At 65.6% G+C, this 17,321-nt stretch carries 26 protein-coding genes; all 26 read right to left on the bottom strand.

Translation table 11 applies throughout. From position 1 onward, the window contains the following. Positions 1-89: 89 nt before the first annotated feature. A complete protein-coding gene (locus L0M17_RS04890) occupies positions 90-1,100 on the bottom strand; it encodes a P1 family peptidase (protein WP_241052109.1) in 1,011 nt (336 codons plus the stop codon). 62 nt (positions 1,101-1,162) lie between these two features. Further along, positions 1,163-2,086: an NADP-dependent oxidoreductase gene (locus tag L0M17_RS04885; protein ID WP_241056313.1), complete on the bottom strand. Its 924-nt coding sequence runs from the start codon at positions 2,084-2,086 to the stop codon at positions 1,163-1,165. Positions 2,087-2,135: 49 nt separating this feature from the next. Next, on the bottom strand, positions 2,136-3,620 hold the full coding sequence (locus tag L0M17_RS04880; RefSeq protein ID WP_241052107.1) for a hypothetical protein: 1,485 nt from the start codon (positions 3,618-3,620) through the stop codon (positions 2,136-2,138). Positions 3,621-3,800: 180 nt separating this feature from the next. Further along, entirely contained in the window at positions 3,801-4,628 is an 828-nt protein-coding gene (gene map / locus L0M17_RS04875; protein ID WP_308196811.1) for a type I methionyl aminopeptidase, read from the bottom strand. Between the two features lie 128 nt (positions 4,629-4,756). Continuing rightward, positions 4,757-5,341, bottom strand: coding sequence for an adenylate kinase (locus L0M17_RS04870; RefSeq protein WP_241052098.1), 585 nt, complete (start codon positions 5,339-5,341; stop codon positions 4,757-4,759). Further along, a complete protein-coding gene (gene secY / locus L0M17_RS04865) occupies positions 5,338-6,660 on the bottom strand; it encodes a preprotein translocase subunit SecY (protein ID WP_241052083.1) in 1,323 nt (440 codons plus the stop codon). The genes L0M17_RS04870 and secY overlap by 4 nt, the downstream gene beginning before the upstream one ends. A gap of 227 nt (positions 6,661-6,887) precedes the next feature. Next, the gene (gene rplO / locus L0M17_RS04860) at positions 6,888-7,358 is read right to left on the bottom strand and encodes a 50S ribosomal protein L15 (protein ID WP_241052077.1); all 471 of its coding nucleotides are present in this window, start codon (positions 7,356-7,358) and stop codon (positions 6,888-6,890) included. Continuing rightward, positions 7,358-7,564 (bottom strand): 50S ribosomal protein L30, encoded by a 207-nt coding sequence (rpmD, locus tag L0M17_RS04855; RefSeq protein WP_043119375.1) that lies wholly within the window; start codon positions 7,562-7,564, stop codon positions 7,358-7,360. The genes rplO and rpmD overlap by 1 nt, the downstream gene beginning before the upstream one ends. Positions 7,565-7,567: 3 nt before the next feature. Continuing rightward, entirely contained in the window at positions 7,568-8,215 is a 648-nt protein-coding gene (gene rpsE / locus L0M17_RS04850) for a 30S ribosomal protein S5 (RefSeq protein ID WP_241056311.1), read from the bottom strand. A 38-nt stretch (positions 8,216-8,253) separates the two neighbouring features. Then, the gene (gene rplR, locus L0M17_RS04845; protein WP_241052076.1) at positions 8,254-8,637 is read right to left on the bottom strand and encodes a 50S ribosomal protein L18; all 384 of its coding nucleotides are present in this window, start codon (positions 8,635-8,637) and stop codon (positions 8,254-8,256) included. Positions 8,638-8,639: 2 nt separating this feature from the next. After that, the gene (gene rplF / locus L0M17_RS04840; protein WP_241052067.1) at positions 8,640-9,176 is read right to left on the bottom strand and encodes a 50S ribosomal protein L6; all 537 of its coding nucleotides are present in this window, start codon (positions 9,174-9,176) and stop codon (positions 8,640-8,642) included. 19 nt (positions 9,177-9,195) lie between these two features. Continuing rightward, positions 9,196-9,594, bottom strand: a complete 399-nt coding sequence (gene rpsH / locus L0M17_RS04835; RefSeq protein WP_241052062.1) for a 30S ribosomal protein S8 — start codon at positions 9,592-9,594, stop codon at positions 9,196-9,198. Between the two features lie 87 nt (positions 9,595-9,681). After that, positions 9,682-10,260 (bottom strand): 50S ribosomal protein L5, encoded by a 579-nt coding sequence (gene rplE, locus L0M17_RS04830; protein WP_241052057.1) that lies wholly within the window; start codon positions 10,258-10,260, stop codon positions 9,682-9,684. Next, the gene (rplX, locus tag L0M17_RS04825; RefSeq protein ID WP_241052053.1) at positions 10,260-10,622 is read right to left on the bottom strand and encodes a 50S ribosomal protein L24; all 363 of its coding nucleotides are present in this window, start codon (positions 10,620-10,622) and stop codon (positions 10,260-10,262) included. The genes rplE and rplX overlap by 1 nt, the downstream gene beginning before the upstream one ends. Positions 10,623-10,625: 3 nt before the next feature. Beyond that, a complete protein-coding gene (gene rplN / locus L0M17_RS04820) occupies positions 10,626-10,994 on the bottom strand; it encodes a 50S ribosomal protein L14 (RefSeq protein ID WP_043119386.1) in 369 nt (122 codons plus the stop codon). A 668-nt stretch (positions 10,995-11,662) separates the two neighbouring features. Further along, positions 11,663-11,965, bottom strand: coding sequence for a 30S ribosomal protein S17 (rpsQ, locus tag L0M17_RS04815; RefSeq protein ID WP_308196809.1), 303 nt, complete (start codon positions 11,963-11,965; stop codon positions 11,663-11,665). After that, positions 11,962-12,303: a 50S ribosomal protein L29 gene (gene rpmC, locus L0M17_RS22520; protein ID WP_290427293.1), complete on the bottom strand. Its 342-nt coding sequence runs from the start codon at positions 12,301-12,303 to the stop codon at positions 11,962-11,964. The genes rpsQ and rpmC overlap by 4 nt, the downstream gene beginning before the upstream one ends. Before the next feature lie 2 nt (positions 12,304-12,305). Further along, the gene (gene rplP, locus L0M17_RS04805) at positions 12,306-12,722 is read right to left on the bottom strand and encodes a 50S ribosomal protein L16 (RefSeq protein ID WP_043119388.1); all 417 of its coding nucleotides are present in this window, start codon (positions 12,720-12,722) and stop codon (positions 12,306-12,308) included. Then, positions 12,723-13,553, bottom strand: a complete 831-nt coding sequence (gene rpsC / locus L0M17_RS04800) for a 30S ribosomal protein S3 (RefSeq protein WP_241052045.1) — start codon at positions 13,551-13,553, stop codon at positions 12,723-12,725. Continuing rightward, positions 13,554-13,919 (bottom strand): 50S ribosomal protein L22, encoded by a 366-nt coding sequence (rplV, locus tag L0M17_RS04795; RefSeq protein WP_043119391.1) that lies wholly within the window; start codon positions 13,917-13,919, stop codon positions 13,554-13,556. A 57-nt stretch (positions 13,920-13,976) separates the two neighbouring features. Then, the gene (rpsS, locus tag L0M17_RS04790) at positions 13,977-14,258 is read right to left on the bottom strand and encodes a 30S ribosomal protein S19 (protein WP_043119392.1); all 282 of its coding nucleotides are present in this window, start codon (positions 14,256-14,258) and stop codon (positions 13,977-13,979) included. A 12-nt stretch (positions 14,259-14,270) separates the two neighbouring features. Next, a complete protein-coding gene (rplB, locus tag L0M17_RS04785) occupies positions 14,271-15,110 on the bottom strand; it encodes a 50S ribosomal protein L2 (RefSeq protein ID WP_241052043.1) in 840 nt (279 codons plus the stop codon). Positions 15,111-15,140: 30 nt separating this feature from the next. Next, positions 15,141-15,449, bottom strand: a complete 309-nt coding sequence (rplW, locus tag L0M17_RS04780; protein WP_043119394.1) for a 50S ribosomal protein L23 — start codon at positions 15,447-15,449, stop codon at positions 15,141-15,143. After that, positions 15,446-16,069 (bottom strand): 50S ribosomal protein L4, encoded by a 624-nt coding sequence (gene rplD / locus L0M17_RS04775; RefSeq protein WP_241052039.1) that lies wholly within the window; start codon positions 16,067-16,069, stop codon positions 15,446-15,448. Before rplD ends, rplW begins: the two co-directional genes overlap by 4 nt. A 4-nt stretch (positions 16,070-16,073) precedes the next feature. Further along, positions 16,074-16,724 carry a 50S ribosomal protein L3 gene (gene rplC / locus L0M17_RS04770; RefSeq protein ID WP_241052030.1) on the bottom strand — a complete coding sequence of 217 codons (651 nt, stop codon included), beginning with the start codon at positions 16,722-16,724 and terminating at the stop codon, positions 16,074-16,076. Between the two features lie 21 nt (positions 16,725-16,745). Then, positions 16,746-17,054 (bottom strand): 30S ribosomal protein S10, encoded by a 309-nt coding sequence (gene rpsJ / locus L0M17_RS04765; protein ID WP_043119398.1) that lies wholly within the window; start codon positions 17,052-17,054, stop codon positions 16,746-16,748. Positions 17,055-17,321 lie beyond the last annotated feature (267 nt).

The raw sequence follows: 17,321 nt of genomic DNA, 5'->3' as shown, positions 1-17,321 counted from the left end.
CGAACAGACGACGGCGCGACTCGCCGGCCAAACGGAGAACTCGCCGAGGCTGGGCGGCAGAAAGTGGTGAAAGTCCGGCGCGACCGCGCCTACGCGGGTGGGGCCGGGTACGGCTCCCATGTCCCAGCAGGTGTCGTGACCGTTGACGCTGAGCGGACGCCGTCGAGAATCGCCAGCCGAACTGCCTCGGCCGCGGCTGTCTGGATGAAGAAGAGCGCGAGCTGCCGCGCGAAGTCGGGCTCGCGGTCGAACTCGACGGCCCGGGTCGAGAGCGCGAAGATCGTGTCGCCGTCCACAATCGTGTGGCTCGGATTGAGGGCGCGGGCGAGCCCTGCGTGGGCGGCCGTCGCAGTCCGCTTGCACTCTGCAGGCGTGAGTGCCGCGTTCGTCGCGACGACGGCGAGGGTCGTGTTGGCGGACGACGGCGCCTGGCCACCGACGAGCGTAGGCTCCCGATCGGCGGGAGGCACCTCAGGGAAGATCGGTGCGCCCGCCGCATTGACGACGGCGAGCGCGCCCACCACGAGCCTCTCGGGCAGGTTCACCTCCGGCGCGCCCGGGGGCCCCTGAATAGGCCCCGCGGGGAGTGCCACGGACGCCATCCCGATCCCTCCCTTGTAGCGTCCTCGCGCGAACACGGCGCCGGTGCCTGCGCCCACGCAGCCGCGGAGGGCGCCGTCGTCCGCCTCCCCCGAACCCACAGCAGCCGCCGCGGCCGCGAAACCCATGGCCGCGTCGGGGCGCTTCGAGAAGTCGCCGCCCCGCCCGAGATCGAAGATGACCGCGGCGGGCACGATCGGCACAACGCCGCCCAGGACTGCGAAACCCTGCCCCTCGGATTCGAGGAACTGCTGCACGCCAGCCGCAGCCGCCAGACCGTAGGCGCTCCCGCCGCAGAGGGCCACGCCGTCGACGTTCTGGGCCAGGGTGGAGGGATCGAGCGCGTCGGTCTCGCTCGTTCCGGGGCCCCCGCCGCGCACGTCGACGCCTCCGGCGGATCCGGGCGGAGCGAGCACCGCAGTCACGCCCGTGAGCCAGCCATCCCCGATGCGCTGCGCATGACCCACGCGCATCCCGGGGACATCGAGGAGGGATCCCATGGGGACATTGTGCCGCACGCCGCCGTCCGTCCTAGGTAAACGATCTCGGTACACAGAGGGAATCAGACGCGCACGACAATCTTCCCGCGGACGTGCCCCGTCTCGAGCTTTCGGTAGGCTTCGGCGGCCTCGGCGAGGTCAAAGACGTCAGCGATCTCGATCTTGAGGCTCCCCCGGGCCGCGAGCCCCGCGAGTTCGGCGAGATTGGCACGGTCGGGCCGGACCCAGACGTACTGGCCCCCGTACACGTCGCGAGCCCGGTGATCTGTGATCGAGGCGACGATGCCGCCGTTGCGGAGGAGGTCGGGGACCGTCTTCATCGCGGAGTGGCCCGCGAAGTCGAGGATGACGTCGAAGCCCTCCGGCACAAGGGCGCGAGCTGACTCGACGAGGCCGTCTGCGTAGATGATCGGCTCGGCGCCGAGCGAGCGCAGATAATCATGGTTCCGCTCAGAAGCCGTCCCAACCACGCGCGCTCCCGCGAGGACGGCGAGCTGGGTCGCGAATGAGCCGACCCCTCCCGCAGCTGCGTGGACGAGCACCGTCTGGCCAGCGGACACTCCGGCGCGCCTCACGGTCTGGAGCGCGGTGAGGCCGGTGAGGGGCAGCGCTGCCCCCTCCTCGAAGCTCAGCTCCTTCGGCTTGTGGACCGCCGTTCGGACGGGGACCTCGACGAGCTCGGCGAGCGTCCCATTCGAGATGAAGTCCTTCCGGGCGTACGCGAGAATCTCGTCGCCCACCTCGAATTCCGGTGTGTCCAGACCCGGCTTCACCACGACGCCGGCCACGTCCCACCCGGGGATCACGGGGAAGACCGTATCGATGAGGCCTTTGAGGTGGCCCTGACGGACCTTGTAGTCGACCGGGTTGAGGCTCGCGGCCTTCACTTTGACAAGCACGGAGTCCGAGCCCGGATGGGCGTCGGGAACTTCCTTCAGTTCGAGGACATCTGCATTTCCGAATCGTTCATACGTCATCGCCTTCACGTCTGTGGCGAACGTGCCACGGCTGCGGAGAATTCCCCGCAAGCCACCCTCAGGGAACCGGGTTGGTGCTTGCCGGCCCAATGACGAGCACGGGTGAGACGAAGTCGGTGATTGTGTAGCGGCCGCATCTAATGGTCTGGCGTGGGTCGTTCTCGACCCCTACCGGAAGTGCCGGGGCCGGATACTCGGTGTCGCTCAGAACGAATGAAACGTTCTTCGTCGCATAGTCGGTACGGTTGGTAAGCCACTGATAAGCGCCGAACGATTTGTCTACCTGAATGAGTTGCCCGGGGTCCCTCAGATAGGCCTTCGGCCCGCGGATTGTCCAGAAGCGCCCCGCGCCCGTTCTCTGGCTCGAAGTGATCCACGCGTCCACACAGCCGATGTCAGGGTTCAACGCCTCGGCAGAATCGCGCAGCGTGAGCGCAACGAGCCCTGAACCTACAAGGCACACGCCGGCTATCGATGCGACCAAGACGCGCGCCCTCCGCCAGTGCACGCCGAGCGTCCGCTGGGCGAGAAGTTCCGGCACAAGGACGAGAAGGCAGAGCGGAGCGAAAAAGATGGGCTGGAAATATCGCGTTCCCACCCCTCCCAGCGCCACCATTCCGACAACCACCACCAGCGGGGCCGCCCACGCCATTCCCGCAAGGACAGCCGTCCGCACGTCCCCATCTCTCGTCGAACTGCGGAACACGATGACCGCAGACAGGATCAGCGCGACAACGAAGCCCATCTCGACCGTGCCAGCAGGTGTTGATGCCAAATCCGAGAATTGTTTGAGGAAATAGAGCCCGGCCCCCACGGCTGCACTGGGCTTTGCATAGGCCGGCCCGTCTTTCGTGATGAGCGACGCGAACGGAATCCTCGAGATGAGACCAAATACCGCACCGATGGTCAGAACTGCGCCGAGGCGCCCGGCCAACTTCCACGAAGTGATGCGCCGACGGGCGAGGAGCGCGAAGACGAACGCCAGGGGGACTGCTTCCCAAGCCAGAATCAGTGGATTAGTCAACGTCGCGACAGCGATTATCACAAGGAGGGCGACTTCGAGGACCGCACGACGGCGGGGCGACGCCCGCGGAACGGCCAGAGGTGCGGCCAGCCCGGTCGAGAGGACGGACGCGAGGACCGTCGTGCCGTAGAACGTCCCGGTAGCTAGGAGAGAAACGACTTCGAACGAGTCCCAGCGAGATGAATTCTCGAGAAAGGTGAGGAATACCGTCGCTGCAAACGCCACCAAAGCCCCAACGATGCGACGACTCCGGGGGCGTTCGGGCCGCACGAGGCCGCTCAGGAGCCGAAGCGATCCGTAGAGCAGGAGGAAGTTCACCACGGCATTGAGGATGAAGGTCCCCTTGACGCCGAACCCGAGGGCGGCGACTGCCCAGTACACCCCCATCTCCGGGATGAACAAGACGGCGGAAAGGGCCCAGTCCTGCGGCTGCCCTGCTAAAACCGAACCGCGTACGAGCGCTGGCAGCACCGTCTCCGAGTCGTAGTAGAGCATCCACGACCTGTCGGTGGCAGCCATGTGGCCGACAGCGACGAGGGCCAGTAGCAGAGCAACGATCCACCCAGTGAGTTCAGATGCCCATGCGGGAAAGGGCGCCGCGGTGCATTCGCGCTCTTCTCTCAACGCGCCCGCCTCACGACCCACAAGTCCCCCTCACACCGCTGGCATCCATCGGTCAGTTTAGGGCTCGTCGGCCGCCTACGCCGGGATCGGCACTGGCGTGACGCCGAGCGGCTCAAGCTCCGATGCGCCGCCGTCCTCTGCGGTGAGCACCCAGATTCCGCCCTCGTGCCGCGCCACAGAATGCTCCCACTGGCACGAGCGGGAGGCATCGGTCGTCACGACGGTCCACTCGTCGTCGAGCACGCGGGTCTCGATCGAACCGCGGACGAGCATGGGCTCGATCGCGAGCGCCAGACCGGGCTTGATCTTTGGGCCGCGGTGGCCGGTGCGGTAGTTGAGGACATCCGGAGCCATGTGCATCTCAGAGCCGATCCCGTGGCCCACGTAGTCCTCGAGGATCCCGAGCGGCGCGCCCGGCTGCGCGGTCACGAAGTCGTCGATCGCGTCTCCGATGTCACCGACGTGCGTGCCCTTCGCGAACGCCGCGATTCCGTTCCACATCGCCAAGCGCGTGATCTCGGAGAGCCGCTCGTCCTCAGGGTCGCCCTCGCCCACGATCACGGTGCGCGCAGAGTCCGCGTTCCAGCCGCGGACGATGCATCCGCCGTCGATCGAGAGGATGTCCCCTTCCTTGAGCGTCCGCGGCCCCGGGATGCCGTGGACCACTTCATCGTTGACCGAGACGCAGATGTGCTTCGGGTAGCCGAAGTAGCCCAAGAAGTTGTACTGGGCGCCAGCCGCGTCGACGACCTCGGCGAACACGCCGTCGAGCTCCTCGGTGGTGACGCCCGGCGCGACGGCGCCGACGGCGGCGTCGAGCGCACGGCTCAGCAGCACCCCGGCCTCCGCCATGATGCGAAGCTGCCCGTTGTTCTTGTACTCGATCTTCCGCTGCCCGATCACAACGTTCCTCTCACAGAAAGCGGACGACGGCGCCGCCCCACCCGCGCTGTCTGCCCGGCGAAGTGCAGGGTCGGCAGGCGGACGAGCGGCGCCGTCGTCATTTGTCCGGCGGTGGCGCGGATCCCGGCTCAGGCCAGGTCCGCGGCCCCTTTCTTGATGGCGGCCAAGACACGCTCGGTGACCTCGTCGATGGCGCCAATGCCGTCGACCTTCGTGAGGATGCCGCGCTCCTCGTAGCGGGACACCACGGCCTCCGTCTGCGTGTGGTAGAGCTCGAGGCGGTGACGGATCACGCCCTCGTTGTCGTCGCTGCGCCCCGTCTCCTTGGCCCGGCCGAGCAGGCGGTGGACGAGCTCCTCGTCATCGGCGGTGAGCTGGAGGACGACGTCGAGCTGCAGGCCGGTCTCGGCGAGGACCTCGTCCAGGTACTCGACCTGCGCGACGGTCCGCGGGTAGCCGTCGAGGAGGAAGCCGTCGCGGGCGTCATCCTGGGCGAGGCGGTCACGAACCATGCTGTTCGTCACGCTGTCCGGAACGAAGTCCCCAGCGTCGATATACCTCTTCGCCTCGATGCCGAGCGGAGTCTGCTCCTTGACGTTGAAGCGGAAGATGTCCCCGGTCGAGATGGCGACGATGCCAAGCCGTTCCGAGATCCGTTCGGCCTGCGTTCCCTTGCCGGAGCCGGGGGGGCCAATGAGCAGCATTCTCGTCATCGCAGGAGTCCTTCGTAGTGTCGCTGTTGGAGCTGTGCATCGATCTGCTTGACCGTCTCGAGGCCGACGCCGACCATGATGAGGATCGACGTCCCACCGAACGGGAAGTTCGTGTTGGCCTGAACCAGCACAAGGGCGATCAGCGGGATGAGGGCCACGAGGCCGAGGTACAGCGAGCCCGGCAGCGTGATGCGCGAAAGTACGTACTGCAGGTAGTCAGCAGTCGGCTTCCCCGCACGGATGCCGGGGATGAAGCCGCCGTACTTCTTCATGTTGTCGGCGACCTCTTCAGGGTTGAAGGTGATCGCGACATAGAAGTATGTGAAGAAGATGATCAGGACGAAGTAGATGATCATGTAGACCGGGTGGTCGCCCTTGGTCAGGTTGTTGTTGATCCACTCGACCCACGGCTGGATGTTCGAGCCGTTCTTCGGGGTGTTGAACTGGGCCACGAGCGCCGGCAGGTACAGCATCGACGAGGCGAAGATGACCGGGATGACACCCGCCATGTTGACCTTGACCGGAATGTACGTGGTGGTGCCGCCGACCGTCCGACGACCGATCATCCGCTTCGCGTACTGCACGGGGATGCGGCGCTGGGACTGCTCAACGAAGACCACGAGGGCCATCGTGACGAGGCCGATCACGAGCACGATGAAGAACGTGCCCGGGCCCTTCGAGGACCAGATCGCGCCGAGCGAGGAAGGGAAGTTCGCCGCGATCGATGTGAAGATCAAGATGGACATGCCGTTGCCGATGCCCTTCTCGGTCACGAGTTCGCCCATCCACATGATCAGGCCGGTGCCGGCCGTCAGCGTGATGATGATGAGGATCGTTGCGACGATGCTCTGATCCGGAATGATCTGCAGCTGGCAGTTCGGGAAGAGCTGGCCCGAGCGCACGAGCGAGACAAGCGTCGTCGCGTTCAGCAGGCCGAGGGCGATCGTGAGGTAGCGCGTGTACTGCGTGAGCTTCGTCTGCCCGGCCTGGCCCTCTTCGTACAGTTCCTGGAACCGCGGGATCACCACGCGGAGCAGCTGAACGATGATGCTTGCCGTGATGTACGGCATGATGCCGAGCGCAAACACCGAGACCTGAAGCAGCGCACCGCCGCTGAACAGGTTCATGAGCTGGTAGATGCCCTGCTGCTGGTCCTGCCCGCTCACGAGTGGCGAGAGGCATGTCTTGACGTTGCTGTAGTTGACCCCCGGGGAGGGGATGAACGCGCCCAGACGGAAGATGGCGATGATGCCTAGCGTGAACAGCAGCTTGCGCCGCAGGTCCGGCGTACGGAAAGCCCGGACGATGGCAGAAAGCACGCTTCTCCTCCCCGATCACGAGGAACGTAGGGTGTGTGGGGCTCGCGCGGAGGATGCAGCGAGCATGGTACAGCTACCGAGTCTAACTGCCCGGCGCCCTGACGAGATAATTCCGGCCGTTGCAGCGGGGTTGCAGGTGCAGCAAAAGGCCCCCACCGCCGTCGTAATTAATTCACGACGGCGGCGGGGGCCTTCAGCTCACAGCGTCAGCTGGGCTCCGGGGATCGTCAGAGGACGGTCGTGGAGCCGCCGGCGGCGGCGATCTTCTCGGCGGCGGACGTCGAGAAGGCGTGTGCGGTGATGTCGAGCTTCACGGTGACGTCGCCGCTGCCCAGCACCTTGACGGGCTGGTTCTTGCGGACGGCGCCCTTCGCGATGAGCTCCTCGACACCCACGGTGCCACCCTCTGGGAACAGCTCGACGAGCCGCTCGAGGTTGACGACCGAGTACTCGACCCGGAACGGGTTCTTGAAGCCACGGAGCTTCGGCAGGCGCATGTGCAGCGGAAGCTGCCCGCCCGCGAAGCCCGCACGCACCTGGTAACGGGCCTTGGTGCCCTTGGTGCCGCGACCAGCGGTCTTGCCCTTGGAGCCCTCACCGCGACCCACACGGGTCTTCGCGGTCTTGGCGCCAGCGGCCGGACGCAGGTGGTGGACCTTGAGCGCGTGAGTCTTCTGCTCAGTTTCGTTCTCAGCCATTACTTCGCCTCCTCAACCTTCACGAGGTGCGGAACCGTGTTGATCATGCCCACCGTCACGGCGTCGGCCTTGCGGACGACAGTGTGACCGATGCGCTTGAGTCCCAGGGAGCGCAGCGTCTCGCGCTGGTTCTGCTTGGCGCCGATGACGCCCTTGATCTGGGTGATCTCCAACGTGGCGTCGGAGGGAGCCAGGTTCTTCGCCATGACTCATGCACCTGCCTTCTGGTTCTCGAGGTTGCGCACGAGAGCAGCCGGAGCGACATCCTCGAGCGCGAGGCCACGGCGGGCAGCCACAGCCTGCGGCTCCTCGAGGCCCTTGAGCGCCTCGATCGTCGCGTGGACGATGTTGATCGCGTTCGACGAGCCGAGGGACTTCGACAGCACGTCGTGGATGCCGGCGCACTCGAGGACGGCGCGCACCGGACCACCGGCGATAACGCCGGTACCCGGAGCAGCCGGACGCAGCATGACGACGCCGGCGGCGGCCTCACCCTGCACGCGGTGCGGAACGGTCGTGCCGACGCGCGGGACGCGGAAGAAGGACTTCTTGGCCTCCTCCACACCCTTGGCGATGGCCGCGGGAACTTCCTTGGCCTTGCCATAGCCAACACCCACGGTGCCGTTGCCGTCGCCGACCACCACGAGAGCCGTGAAGCTGAAGCGGCGGCCGCCCTTGACGACCTTGGCGACGCGGTTGATGGTCACGACGCGCTCGACGAACTGGTTCTTCTCGGCGTCACGGCCACCGTCGCGGCCGCGGCCACCACGGTCGCCACGGCCGCGGCCCTCGCCACGACGGCCGCCGCGGCGGTCCTCGTTGGCGGGAGCGGCAGCCTCAGCGGCGCCCTCGGTCACATTCTCAGACACGTTGTCCTTCTGGTTGTTCTCAGCGGTCACAGTGCCAGTCCGCCTTCCCGGGCGCCGTCTGCAATCGCAGCAACGCGACCGTGGTACTTGTTGCCGCCGCGGTCGAACACGACAGCCTCGACGCCAGCAGCCTTCGCACGCTCGGCGACGAGTTCGCCGACGCGCTTGGCCTTGGCCGTCTTGTCACCCTCGAACGCACGGAGGTCAGCCTCGAGCGTCGAGGCAGACGCGACGGTGATGCCCTTGCTGTCGTCGACAACCTGGACGAACACGTGGCGCGACGAGCGCGAGACGACGAGACGCGGACGCTCGGCAGAGCCGACGACGCGCTTGCGCAGGCGGATGTGGCGACGCGAACGAGACGCAGTGCGCGACTTGGCCGGACGCTTCTTGTTGATGCTCAGACCCATGGTTACTTACCAGCCTTCCCGACCTTGCGGCGGACAACTTCGCCGGCGTAACGGATGCCCTTGCCCTTGTAGGGATCAGGCTTGCGCAGCTTGCGGATGTTGGCAGCCACCTCGCCGACGCGCTGCTTGTCGATTCCGGACACGGTGAACTTCGTGGGGTTCTCGACGGTGAACGCGATGCCCTCCGGGGCAGACACGGTGACCGGGTGGGAGAAGCCCAGTGCGAACTCGAGGTCCGAGCCCTTAGCCTGCACGCGGTAACCGGTGCCGACGATCTCGAGCTTCTTCTCGTAGCCCTTGGTCACGCCCTCGATCATGTTGGCGAGGAGCGTGCGGGTGAGGCCGTGCAGCGAGCGCGAGAGACGCTCGTCGTTCGGGCGCGTCACCGAGAGCGTGCTGTCCTCGAGGTTGACCTCGATCGGGGTCGCCACGGTGTGCGTGAGCTCGCCCTTGCCGCCCTTGACGGTGACAACGGCGCCGTCGATCTTCACCTCGACGTCGGTCGGGACGGTGATGGGGAGACGTCCAATGCGGGACATATCTTCTTCCTTCCTTCCCTTACCAGACGTACGCGAGGACTTCGCCGCCCACGCCCTTCTTGGAAGCCTGACGGTCAGTCAGAAGCCCCGAAGAGGTAGACAGGATGGCGATGCCGAGGCCGCCCAGCACGTGCGGGAGGTTCGTGGACTTCGCATACACGCGGAGACCCGGCTTGGAGATGCGGCGGACACCCGCGATCGAACGCTCGCGGTTCGGACCGAACTTGAGCGTGAGGGTCAGCTTCTTGCCGACCTCGGCGTCCTCTTCCTTCCAGCCGGCGATGAAGCCCTCGGCCTTGAGGATGTCGGCAACTCGAACCTTGAACTTCGACGACGGCATGGCAACCTCGTCGTGGTAGGCCGAGTTGGCGTTGCGCAGACGGGTAAGCATGTCTGCGACGGGATCAGTCATAGTCATGTGGGCTCGTGCCCTTCCTCATGCCGGTTTCCGCGCAGTACTGAGCCTTTCGGCTTTCAGCGCCGTGCGGACCTGTCACGTAGTGATTCAGTCTTCGGTCTTGAACGGGAAGCCCAGCGCCTTGAGCAGCGCGCGGCCTTCGTCGTCAGTCTTGGCGGTCGTGACAACCGTGATGTCCATGCCGCGGGGGCGATCGATCTTGTCCTGATCGATTTCATGGAACATCACCTGCTCGGTGAGACCGAACGTGTAGTTGCCGTTGCCGTCGAACTGCTTGCCGCTCAGGCCGCGGAAGTCGCGGATACGGGGCAGGGCGAGGGTCACCAGGCGATCGACGAACTCCCACATGCGGTCGCCGCGCAGCGTTGCGAAGGCGCCGATCGGCATGCCCTCACGGAGCTTGAACTGGGCGATCGACTTGCGTGCCTTCGTGACCTGCGGCTTCTGGCCCGTGATGAGGGTCAGGTCGCGCACAGCGCCCTCGATGAGCTTCGAGTCCTTGGCGGCGTCGCCGACGCCCATGTTCACGACAACCTTCACCAGGCGCGGGACCTGGTTCACGTTGGCGTACTTGAACTCGTCCTGGAGCGAGGCCTTGACGGTCTCCGCGTACTTCGCCTTGAGACGGGGCACGATCTTGACCGGAGTATCGACAGTCTCAGTCATTAGATGTCCTTCCCAGTGGCCTTGGAGTAGCGGATGCGCACCGTCTTCTGACGGCCGTCCTTCTCCACGGTCTCGACGCGGAAGCCCACCCTCGTGGGCTTCTTGGTCTCGGGGTCCACGAGAGCCACGTTTGAAACGTGGATCGGGGCCTCAACCTGCTCGATGCCGCCGGTCTTGGTGCCGCGCTGCGACTGGCCGACCTTGGTGTGCTTGGTGACACGGTTGATTCCCTCGACGAGCACGCGGCTCGTTTCGGGGAACACCTTCAGGACCTTGCCCTGCTTGCCCTTGTCACCGCCCTTGTCCTGCTTGGAGCCGGTGATGACCTGGACCAGGTCGCCCTTCTTGATCTTTGCGCCCATGAGTCAGAGCACCTCCGGAGCCAGCGAGACGATCTTCATGAACTTCTTGTCGCGCAGCTCGCGCCCGACCGGGCCGAAGATGCGCGTGCCACGGGGGTCGCCGTCGTTCTTGAGGATGACTGCCGCGTTCTCATCGAACTTGATGTAGGAGCCGTCCGCGCGGCGGCGCTCCTTCTTCGTGCGGACGACGACGGCCTTGACCACGTCGCCCTTCTTGACGTTTCCGCCAGGGATCGCGTCCTTGACGGTGGCGACGATGACGTCGCCGATACCTGCGTAGCGGCGGCCAGAACCACCGAGAACGCGGATGGTGAGGATTTCCTTCGCACCCGTGTTGTCGGCGACCTTGAGCCGCGACTCCTGCTGAATCACTACTTACTCCTTACGTCACGCTGGTTCTCAGATCGCGGTGAAGCTTGCGCCGAGCCTTGCGGAACGGATTGTCGGGGTGTCTCTCGACCCGCCTGGATGTTGCCAGTACGGGCCTGAATCACCGTGCCAGAGGCAATGGACCCCTTCCGACACGCCCGTGCGTGGGCACGCGGGAGGGCATTATGCGGTGGCACGATGGTTCACGAGGTACTGCACGCCTGCCAGCCGTCCGTTCTTTCAGTCCGCGAGGACCTCCGGAAGGCACGCCGAATGCAGCCGTACAAGCTCAATATCGTAGCACGAAACGGCGAAGCCCCCTGACAGACCCCCTGCTGTCGTTTCGGGTACACCAACTCCCCCACCAGACCATCTCGGGTACACCAACTCCCCGCCGAAGAGGCGAGGCTAGTCGCCAAGGTCGGGTCGGCGTCGTGCGTTGAAAGCCCAAGGCTCGTGTTGCCGCACCGTCAACCGAGCAAGATGGGAACCGGCGTACCCGAAACGGCCTGAGAGGAGAGTATCCGTACCCGAAACGACCTGGGAGGAGAGTATCCGTACCCGAGACCGTCTGGGAGGGGAGTTGGCGTACCCGAAACGGGAAGCGGCCCGTCCCCTCGAAAAGGGACGGGCCGCTCAATGCTGCACCGATTCGCCGGAGATCGGAAGGCTTACTTGGCCTTCTCGAGGATCTCCACGAGGCGCCACCGCTTGGTCGCGGACAGCGGGCGGGTCTCCGCGATGAGAACCAGATCGCCGATGCCGGCGGTGTTGTCCTCGTCGTGGGCCTTGCGCTTGCTCGTGCGGCGGATGACCTTGCCGTAGAGCGAGTGCTTCACGCGATCCTCGACCTCGACGACGATGGTCTTCTCCATCTTGTCGGACACGACGTAGCCGCGGGCCGTCTTGCGGTGGCCGCGCTCGTCGGCCGCCGCCTCAGGAGCGTTCTGCGTCACGTTGTTCTCCTCGCTCACTTGGCCTCCTCGGTCTCAGCCTCGGAGGTCTCAGTCTCTGCCTCAGAAGCCTTCTCGGCCTCGGCAGCCTTCTTGGACTTCTTCGCGTCCTTCGTGTCCTCAACGGTGGACGTGGGCTCAACACGAATGCCAAGCTCGCGCTCACGGAGAACCGTGTAGATGCGGGCGATGTCCTTCTTCACGGCGCCGAGGCGGCCGTGGCTCTCAAGCTGGCCCGTGGCCGACTGGAAGCGGAGGTTGAACAGCTCTTCCTTCGCCTTCTTGAGCTCCTCGAGGAGGCGCTCGCTGTCCAGCTGGTCGAGCTTCTCAGCGGTCAGGTCCTTCGAACCAACTGCCATTCTCATTCACCACCTTCGCGACGCACGATGCGCGCCTTCAACGGGAGCTTGTGCATGGCGAGGCGCAGCGCCTCGCGCGCCACGTCCTCGTTCACGCCGGCGAGCTCGAAGAGAACCCGGCCCGGCTTGACGTTGGCAACCCACCACTCCGGCGAACCCTTACCGGAACCCATGCGGGTTTCAGCAGGCTTCTTGGTAAGCGGGCGGTCCGGGTAGATGTTGATCCAGACCTTGCCGCCACGCTTGATGTAGCGGGTCATCGCGATACGAGCGGCCTCGATCTGACGGTTCGTCACATAGGCCGGGGAAAGGGCCTGGATGCCGAACTCGCCGAAGCTGACCTTCGTGCCGCCGGTCGCAGCGCCCGAGCGACCCGGGTGATGCTGCTTGCGGTGCTTTACACGACGCGGGATAAGCATTTAAGCCTCTCCTCCTTCCGCTGCCGGAGCAGCAGCCTCGGCGGCCGGAGCCTCGGTTGCCTCAGGAGCGGCAGCCTGGGCCTGGCGGTCGCCAGACGGACGACGACGGCGCTCGCCACCGGGGCGGCCGGGACGGTCGCCGCGGGGGCCGCGCGACGACGGAGCAGCGGCGGCCTGGGCAGCCAGCTCCTTGGACGTCACATCGCCCTTGTAGATCCAGACCTTCACGCCGATGCGGCCGAAGGTCGTCTTGGCCTCGTAGAAGCCGTAGTCGATGTTCGCGCGAAGGGTGTGCAGCGGCACGCGACCCTCGCGGTAGAACTCGGAACGGGACATCTCGGCGCCGCCGAGACGGCCCGAGCAGGCCACGCGGATGCCCTTGGCACCGGCGCGCTGCGCCGACTGCATGGCCTTCTTCATGGCGCGGCGGAACGCGACGCGGCTCGAGAGCTGCTCCGCGATGCCCTGGGCGACGAGCTGAGCCTCGATCTCGGGGTTCTTGACCTCGAGGATGTTCAGCTGGACCTGCTTCCCGGTGAGCTTCTCGAGCTCGCCGCGGATGCGGTCGGCCTCGGCGCCGCGGCGACCGATCACGATGCCCGGACGAGCCGTGTGGATGTCCACGCGGACGCGGTCGCGGGTGCGCTCGATCTCGACGCGGGCGATGCCGGCGCGCTCCATGCCCGTGGTCATGAGCTTGCGGATCTTGACGTCCTCGCGGACGAAGTCCTTGTAGCGCTGACCGGGCTTGTTGCTGTCGGCAAACCAGTGCGAGACGTGGTCAGTGGTGATGCCGAGCCGGAACCCGTGCGGGTTGACCTTCTGTCCCATTTAGCGGGCCTCCTCGTTCTCGGGGGTCGCCACGACCACAGTGATGTGGCTGGTGCGCTTCTTGATGCGGTACGCGCGGCCCTGGGCACGCGGCTGGAACCGCTTCATGGTCGGACCCTCGTCGACGAACGCCTCGCTGATGTAGAGATCGCTCTCGTCGAACGCCAGACCGTCACGGTCGGCCAGGACGCGCGCGTTGGCCATCGCGGAGGCGACCACCTTGTAGACCGGCTCCGAAGCCGCCTGCTGGGCGAACTTCAGGATCGCCAGAGCCTCATTCGCCTGCTTGCCACGAACAAGGTTGACGACGCGCCGGGCCTTCATCGGCGTTACGCGAATGTGGCGCGCAATTGCCTTGGCTTCCATTGCTTTCCTTCTCTTTCTCGAAGTTCAAGCACTGCTTTCCTCTGCCATGCGGCAGGGTCAGCGGCGCTTGCCCTTCTTGTCGTCCTTCACGTGGCCGCGGAAAGTCCGCGTCGGGGCGAATTCGCCGAGCTTGTGCCCGACCATCGACTCGGTGATGAAGACCGGGACGTGCTTCCGGCCGTCGTGCACGGCGATCGTGTGCCCGAGCATGTCGGGGATGATCATCGAGCGGCGGGACCAGGTCTTGATGACGTTCTTGGTGCCCTTATCGTTTTCCCGGGCGACCTTCACAAAGAGGTGCTGGTCAACGAAAGGACCCTTCTTCAGGCTGCGTGGCATGTGTCCAGGCTCCTATCGCTTGTTCTTGCCAGTACGACGACGGCGGACGATGAGCTTGTCGCTCTCCTTGTTCGGGCGGCGGGTGCGGCCCTCGGGCTTGCCGTTCGGGTTGACCGGGTGGCGACCACCGGACGTCTTGCCCTCACCACCACCGTGCGGGTGGTCGATCGGGTTCATCGCGACACCGCGGACGGTCGGGCGGACGCCCTTCCAGCGCAGGCGGCCGGCCTTGCCCCAGTTGATGTTCGACTGCTCGGCGTTGCCGACCTCGCCGACCGTCGCGCGGCAGCGGACGTCGACGTTGCGGACCTCGCCCGAAGGCAGGCGGAGCTGGGCGTACTTGCCCTCCTTCGCGACGAGCTGCACCGAGGCACCCGCGGAGCGGGCGAGCTTGGCGCCGCCACCCGGGCGGAGCTCGACGGCGTGGATGACCGTACCGACCGGGATGTTGCGGAGCGGCAGGTTGTTGCCGGGCTTGATGTCGGCGTCCGGGCCGGACTCGACGAAGTCGCCCTGAGCGAGCTTGTTCGGCGCGATGATGTAGCGCTTGGTGCCGTCCACGAAGTGGAGGAGGGCGATGCGCGCGGTGCGGTTCGGATCGTACTCGATCTCCGCGACGCGGGCGTTGACGCCGTCCTTGTCGTGGCGGCGGAAGTCGATCAGACGGTACTGACGCTTGTGCCCACCACCCTTGTGGCGAGTGGTGATACGACCCGTGTTGTTACGGCCGCCCTTCTTGGGGAGCGGACGAACCAGGGACTTCTCCGGCGTCGAGCGCGTGATTTCTGCGAAGTCGGCCACGCTCGAGCCACGGCGGCCCGGGGTAGTCGGCTTGTAGTTACGGATTCCCATTTACCTGTTCCTCGTTAAAGTGGTCTCCGCTCAGGCGAGCGGACCGCCGAAGATGTCGATCGTGCTGCCGTCCTTGAGAGTGACGATTGCACGCTTGGTTGCCTTGCGCTGGCCCCAGCCGAACTTGGTGCGCTTGCGCTTGCCCTCGCGGTTTGCCGTGTTCACGGACGCAACCTTGACGGAGAAGATCTGCTCCACCGCGTTCTTGATCTCGGACTTGTTGGACCGCGGGTCCACCAGGAAGGTGTACTGGCCCTCGTCGATCAGGCCGTAGCTCTTCTCGGAGACGACCGGAGCGATGATGACGTCGCGCGGATCCTTGTAGCTCGATGCAGTCACTTGGAGGTCTCCTCGTTCTTGGGCGCCCGATCGGCGACGAACGCGTCGAAGGCCGCCTTGGTGAACACCACGTCATCGGAAACCAGCACGTCGTACGTGTTGAGCTGGTCTGCGTAGAGCGCGTGGACCTCGGGGAGGTTGCGGACCGAGAGGGCTGCATTCTCCTCGGCGCGCTCGAGAACGACAAGGATGTTCTTGCGGTCAGTGATGGACTTGAGGGTCGCGATCGCGCCCTTCGTGCTCGGCTTCTCGCCCGAGGCGAGCGACTCCACGACGTGGATGCGGCCGTTGCGGGCGCGGTCCGAGAGGGCACCGCGGAGCGCGGCGGCCTTCATCTTCTTGGGGGTGCGCTGCGAGTAGTCACGCGGGGTCGGGCCGTGGACGACGCCGCCGCCGGTCATGTGCGGGGCGCGGACGGAACCCTGACGGGCGCGGCCGGTGCCCTTCTGCTTGAACGGCTTGCGGCCGGCACCCGAGACCTCGCCACGGTTCTTCACCTTGTGCGTGCCCTGGCGTGCAGCGGCCAGCTGGGCGACGACAACCTGGTGCAGCAGCGGCACGTTGGTCTGGACGTCGAAGATCTCGGCGGGGAGATCCACATTCACAGTTGCGTTAGCCATGAGTTCAGGCTCCCTTCACAGCGGTGCGGACGAGGACGACCGAGCCGCGGGCACCGGGGAGGGCACCCTTGATGAGGAGCAGCGACTTCTCGGCGTCGACAGCGTGGACCGTGAGGTTGAGCGTGGTCTGACGCTCGTTGCCCATGCGGCCCGCCATGCGCAGGCCCTTGAAGACGCGGCCCGGGGTGGCGCAAGCACCGATGGAACCGGGCTTGCGGTGGTTCTTGTGGGCACCGTGCGAGGCGGAGACACCGGCGAAGCCGTGACGCTTCATGACACCGGCGAAGCCCTTGCCCTTGGTCGTGCCGACGACGTCGATCTTCTGGCCGGCGGCGAACTGCTCGACGGAGAGCTCCTGGCCGAGCGAGTAGGCCTCTGCATCAGCCGTGCGGACCTCGACGAGGTGGCGGCGCGGGGTGACCCCGGCCTTCTCGAAGTGGCCGGCGAGCGGCTTGGTGACCTTACGGGGATCGATCTGGCCGTAGCCGATCTGAACGGCCGTGTAGCCGTCGGTCTCAGCGTTGCGCAGCTGGGTCACGACGTTCGTGTCAGCCTTGACGACAGTGACGGGGATGACGTTGTTGTTCTCGTCCCAGACCTGGGTCATGCCGAGCTTCGTGCCCAGCAGCCCCTTGACGTTGCGGGTTGCGGTCATAGTTCTCTCAGCACCTCCCTACTAGAGCTTGATCTCGATGTTGACGTCCGCCGGCAGGTCGAGGCGCATAAGCGAGTCGACGGCCTTCGGGGTCGGGTCGATGATGTCGATCAGCCGCTTGTGCGTGCGCATCTCGAAGTGCTCGCGGCTGTCCTTGTACTTGTGGGGAGAACGGATAACGCAGTACACGTTCTTCTCCGTGGGCAGCGGCACGGGGCCGACCACCGTTGCGCCTGCGCGCGTGACCGTCTCAACGATCTTCCGGGCCGAAGTATCGATGACCTCGTGGTCATACGACTTCAGCCGGATGCGGATCTTCTGTCCCGCCATATCGTCCGACTCGCTTTCATGTCAGTGCTGCACTGTTCGGTTTCAGCTATCCGTGGCTGCCGAGGCATTCAAGGTCGAGGCCACCACAGGCCGCACTGACTGAATCCGAGCATTCCCGGGTTCCTCAATCAGCCGGCCCTCCGACCCCCGCGGTCGGGCGTGTCGTGATTTGCACACGCACGTACCCGTAGCTTCTTTGCGGAGGTGGGTCATATTTGGGCTCCAGCTTGGACCCTGCACCCGGCGTTATCCGGATCGGGACGCGAA

The organism is Sinomonas terrae, assembly GCF_022539255.1.
Lineage (GTDB): Bacteria > Actinomycetota > Actinomycetes > Actinomycetales > Micrococcaceae > Sinomonas > Sinomonas terrae.
This window is presented reverse-complemented; position numbering and strand designations above follow the sequence as displayed.

What these genes read in the sequence shown, in the direction of transcription:
- rplF (WP_241052067.1), bottom strand. Translation starts at nt 9,176, where the DNA reads ATGTCCCGCATTGGACGTCTCCCCATCACCGTCCCGACCGACGTCGAG.
- rpmC (WP_290427293.1), bottom strand. Translation starts at nt 12,303, where the DNA reads ATGGCAGTTGGTTCGAAGGACCTGACCGCTGAGAAGCTCGACCAGCTG.
- L0M17_RS04880 (WP_241052107.1), bottom strand. Translation starts at nt 3,620, where the DNA reads ATGGCTGCCACCGACAGGTCGTGGATGCTCTACTACGACTCGGAGACG.
- rpsS (WP_043119392.1), bottom strand. Translation starts at nt 14,258, where the DNA reads ATGCCACGCAGCCTGAAGAAGGGTCCTTTCGTTGACCAGCACCTCTTT.
- rplB (WP_241052043.1), bottom strand. Translation starts at nt 15,110, where the DNA reads ATGGGAATCCGTAACTACAAGCCGACTACCCCGGGCCGCCGTGGCTCG.
- rpmD (WP_043119375.1), bottom strand. Translation starts at nt 7,564, where the DNA reads ATGGCGAAGAACCTGGCTCCCTCCGACGCCACGTTGGAGATCACCCAG.
- rpsC (WP_241052045.1), bottom strand. Translation starts at nt 13,553, where the DNA reads ATGGGACAGAAGGTCAACCCGCACGGGTTCCGGCTCGGCATCACCACT.
- rplO (WP_241052077.1), bottom strand. Translation starts at nt 7,358, where the DNA reads ATGGCTGAGAACGAAACTGAGCAGAAGACTCACGCGCTCAAGGTCCAC.
- rplX (WP_241052053.1), bottom strand. Translation starts at nt 10,622, where the DNA reads ATGGGCGCAAAGATCAAGAAGGGCGACCTGGTCCAGGTCATCACCGGC.
- rplP (WP_043119388.1), bottom strand. Translation starts at nt 12,722, where the DNA reads ATGCTTATCCCGCGTCGTGTAAAGCACCGCAAGCAGCATCACCCGGGT.
- L0M17_RS04890 (WP_241052109.1), bottom strand. Translation starts at nt 1,100, where the DNA reads ATGGGATCCCTCCTCGATGTCCCCGGGATGCGCGTGGGTCATGCGCAG.
- rplC (WP_241052030.1), bottom strand. Translation starts at nt 16,724, where the DNA reads ATGACCGCAACCCGCAACGTCAAGGGGCTGCTGGGCACGAAGCTCGGC.
- L0M17_RS04870 (WP_241052098.1), bottom strand. Translation starts at nt 5,341, where the DNA reads ATGACGAGAATGCTGCTCATTGGCCCCCCCGGCTCCGGCAAGGGAACG.
- rplE (WP_241052057.1), bottom strand. Translation starts at nt 10,260, where the DNA reads ATGACTGAGACTGTCGATACTCCGGTCAAGATCGTGCCCCGTCTCAAG.
- rplD (WP_241052039.1), bottom strand. Translation starts at nt 16,069, where the DNA reads ATGGCTAACGCAACTGTGAATGTGGATCTCCCCGCCGAGATCTTCGAC.
- rplV (WP_043119391.1), bottom strand. Translation starts at nt 13,919, where the DNA reads ATGGAAGCCAAGGCAATTGCGCGCCACATTCGCGTAACGCCGATGAAG.
- rpsH (WP_241052062.1), bottom strand. Translation starts at nt 9,594, where the DNA reads ATGACTATGACTGATCCCGTCGCAGACATGCTTACCCGTCTGCGCAAC.
- rpsJ (WP_043119398.1), bottom strand. Translation starts at nt 17,054, where the DNA reads ATGGCGGGACAGAAGATCCGCATCCGGCTGAAGTCGTATGACCACGAG.
- rplR (WP_241052076.1), bottom strand. Translation starts at nt 8,637, where the DNA reads ATGGGTCTGAGCATCAACAAGAAGCGTCCGGCCAAGTCGCGCACTGCG.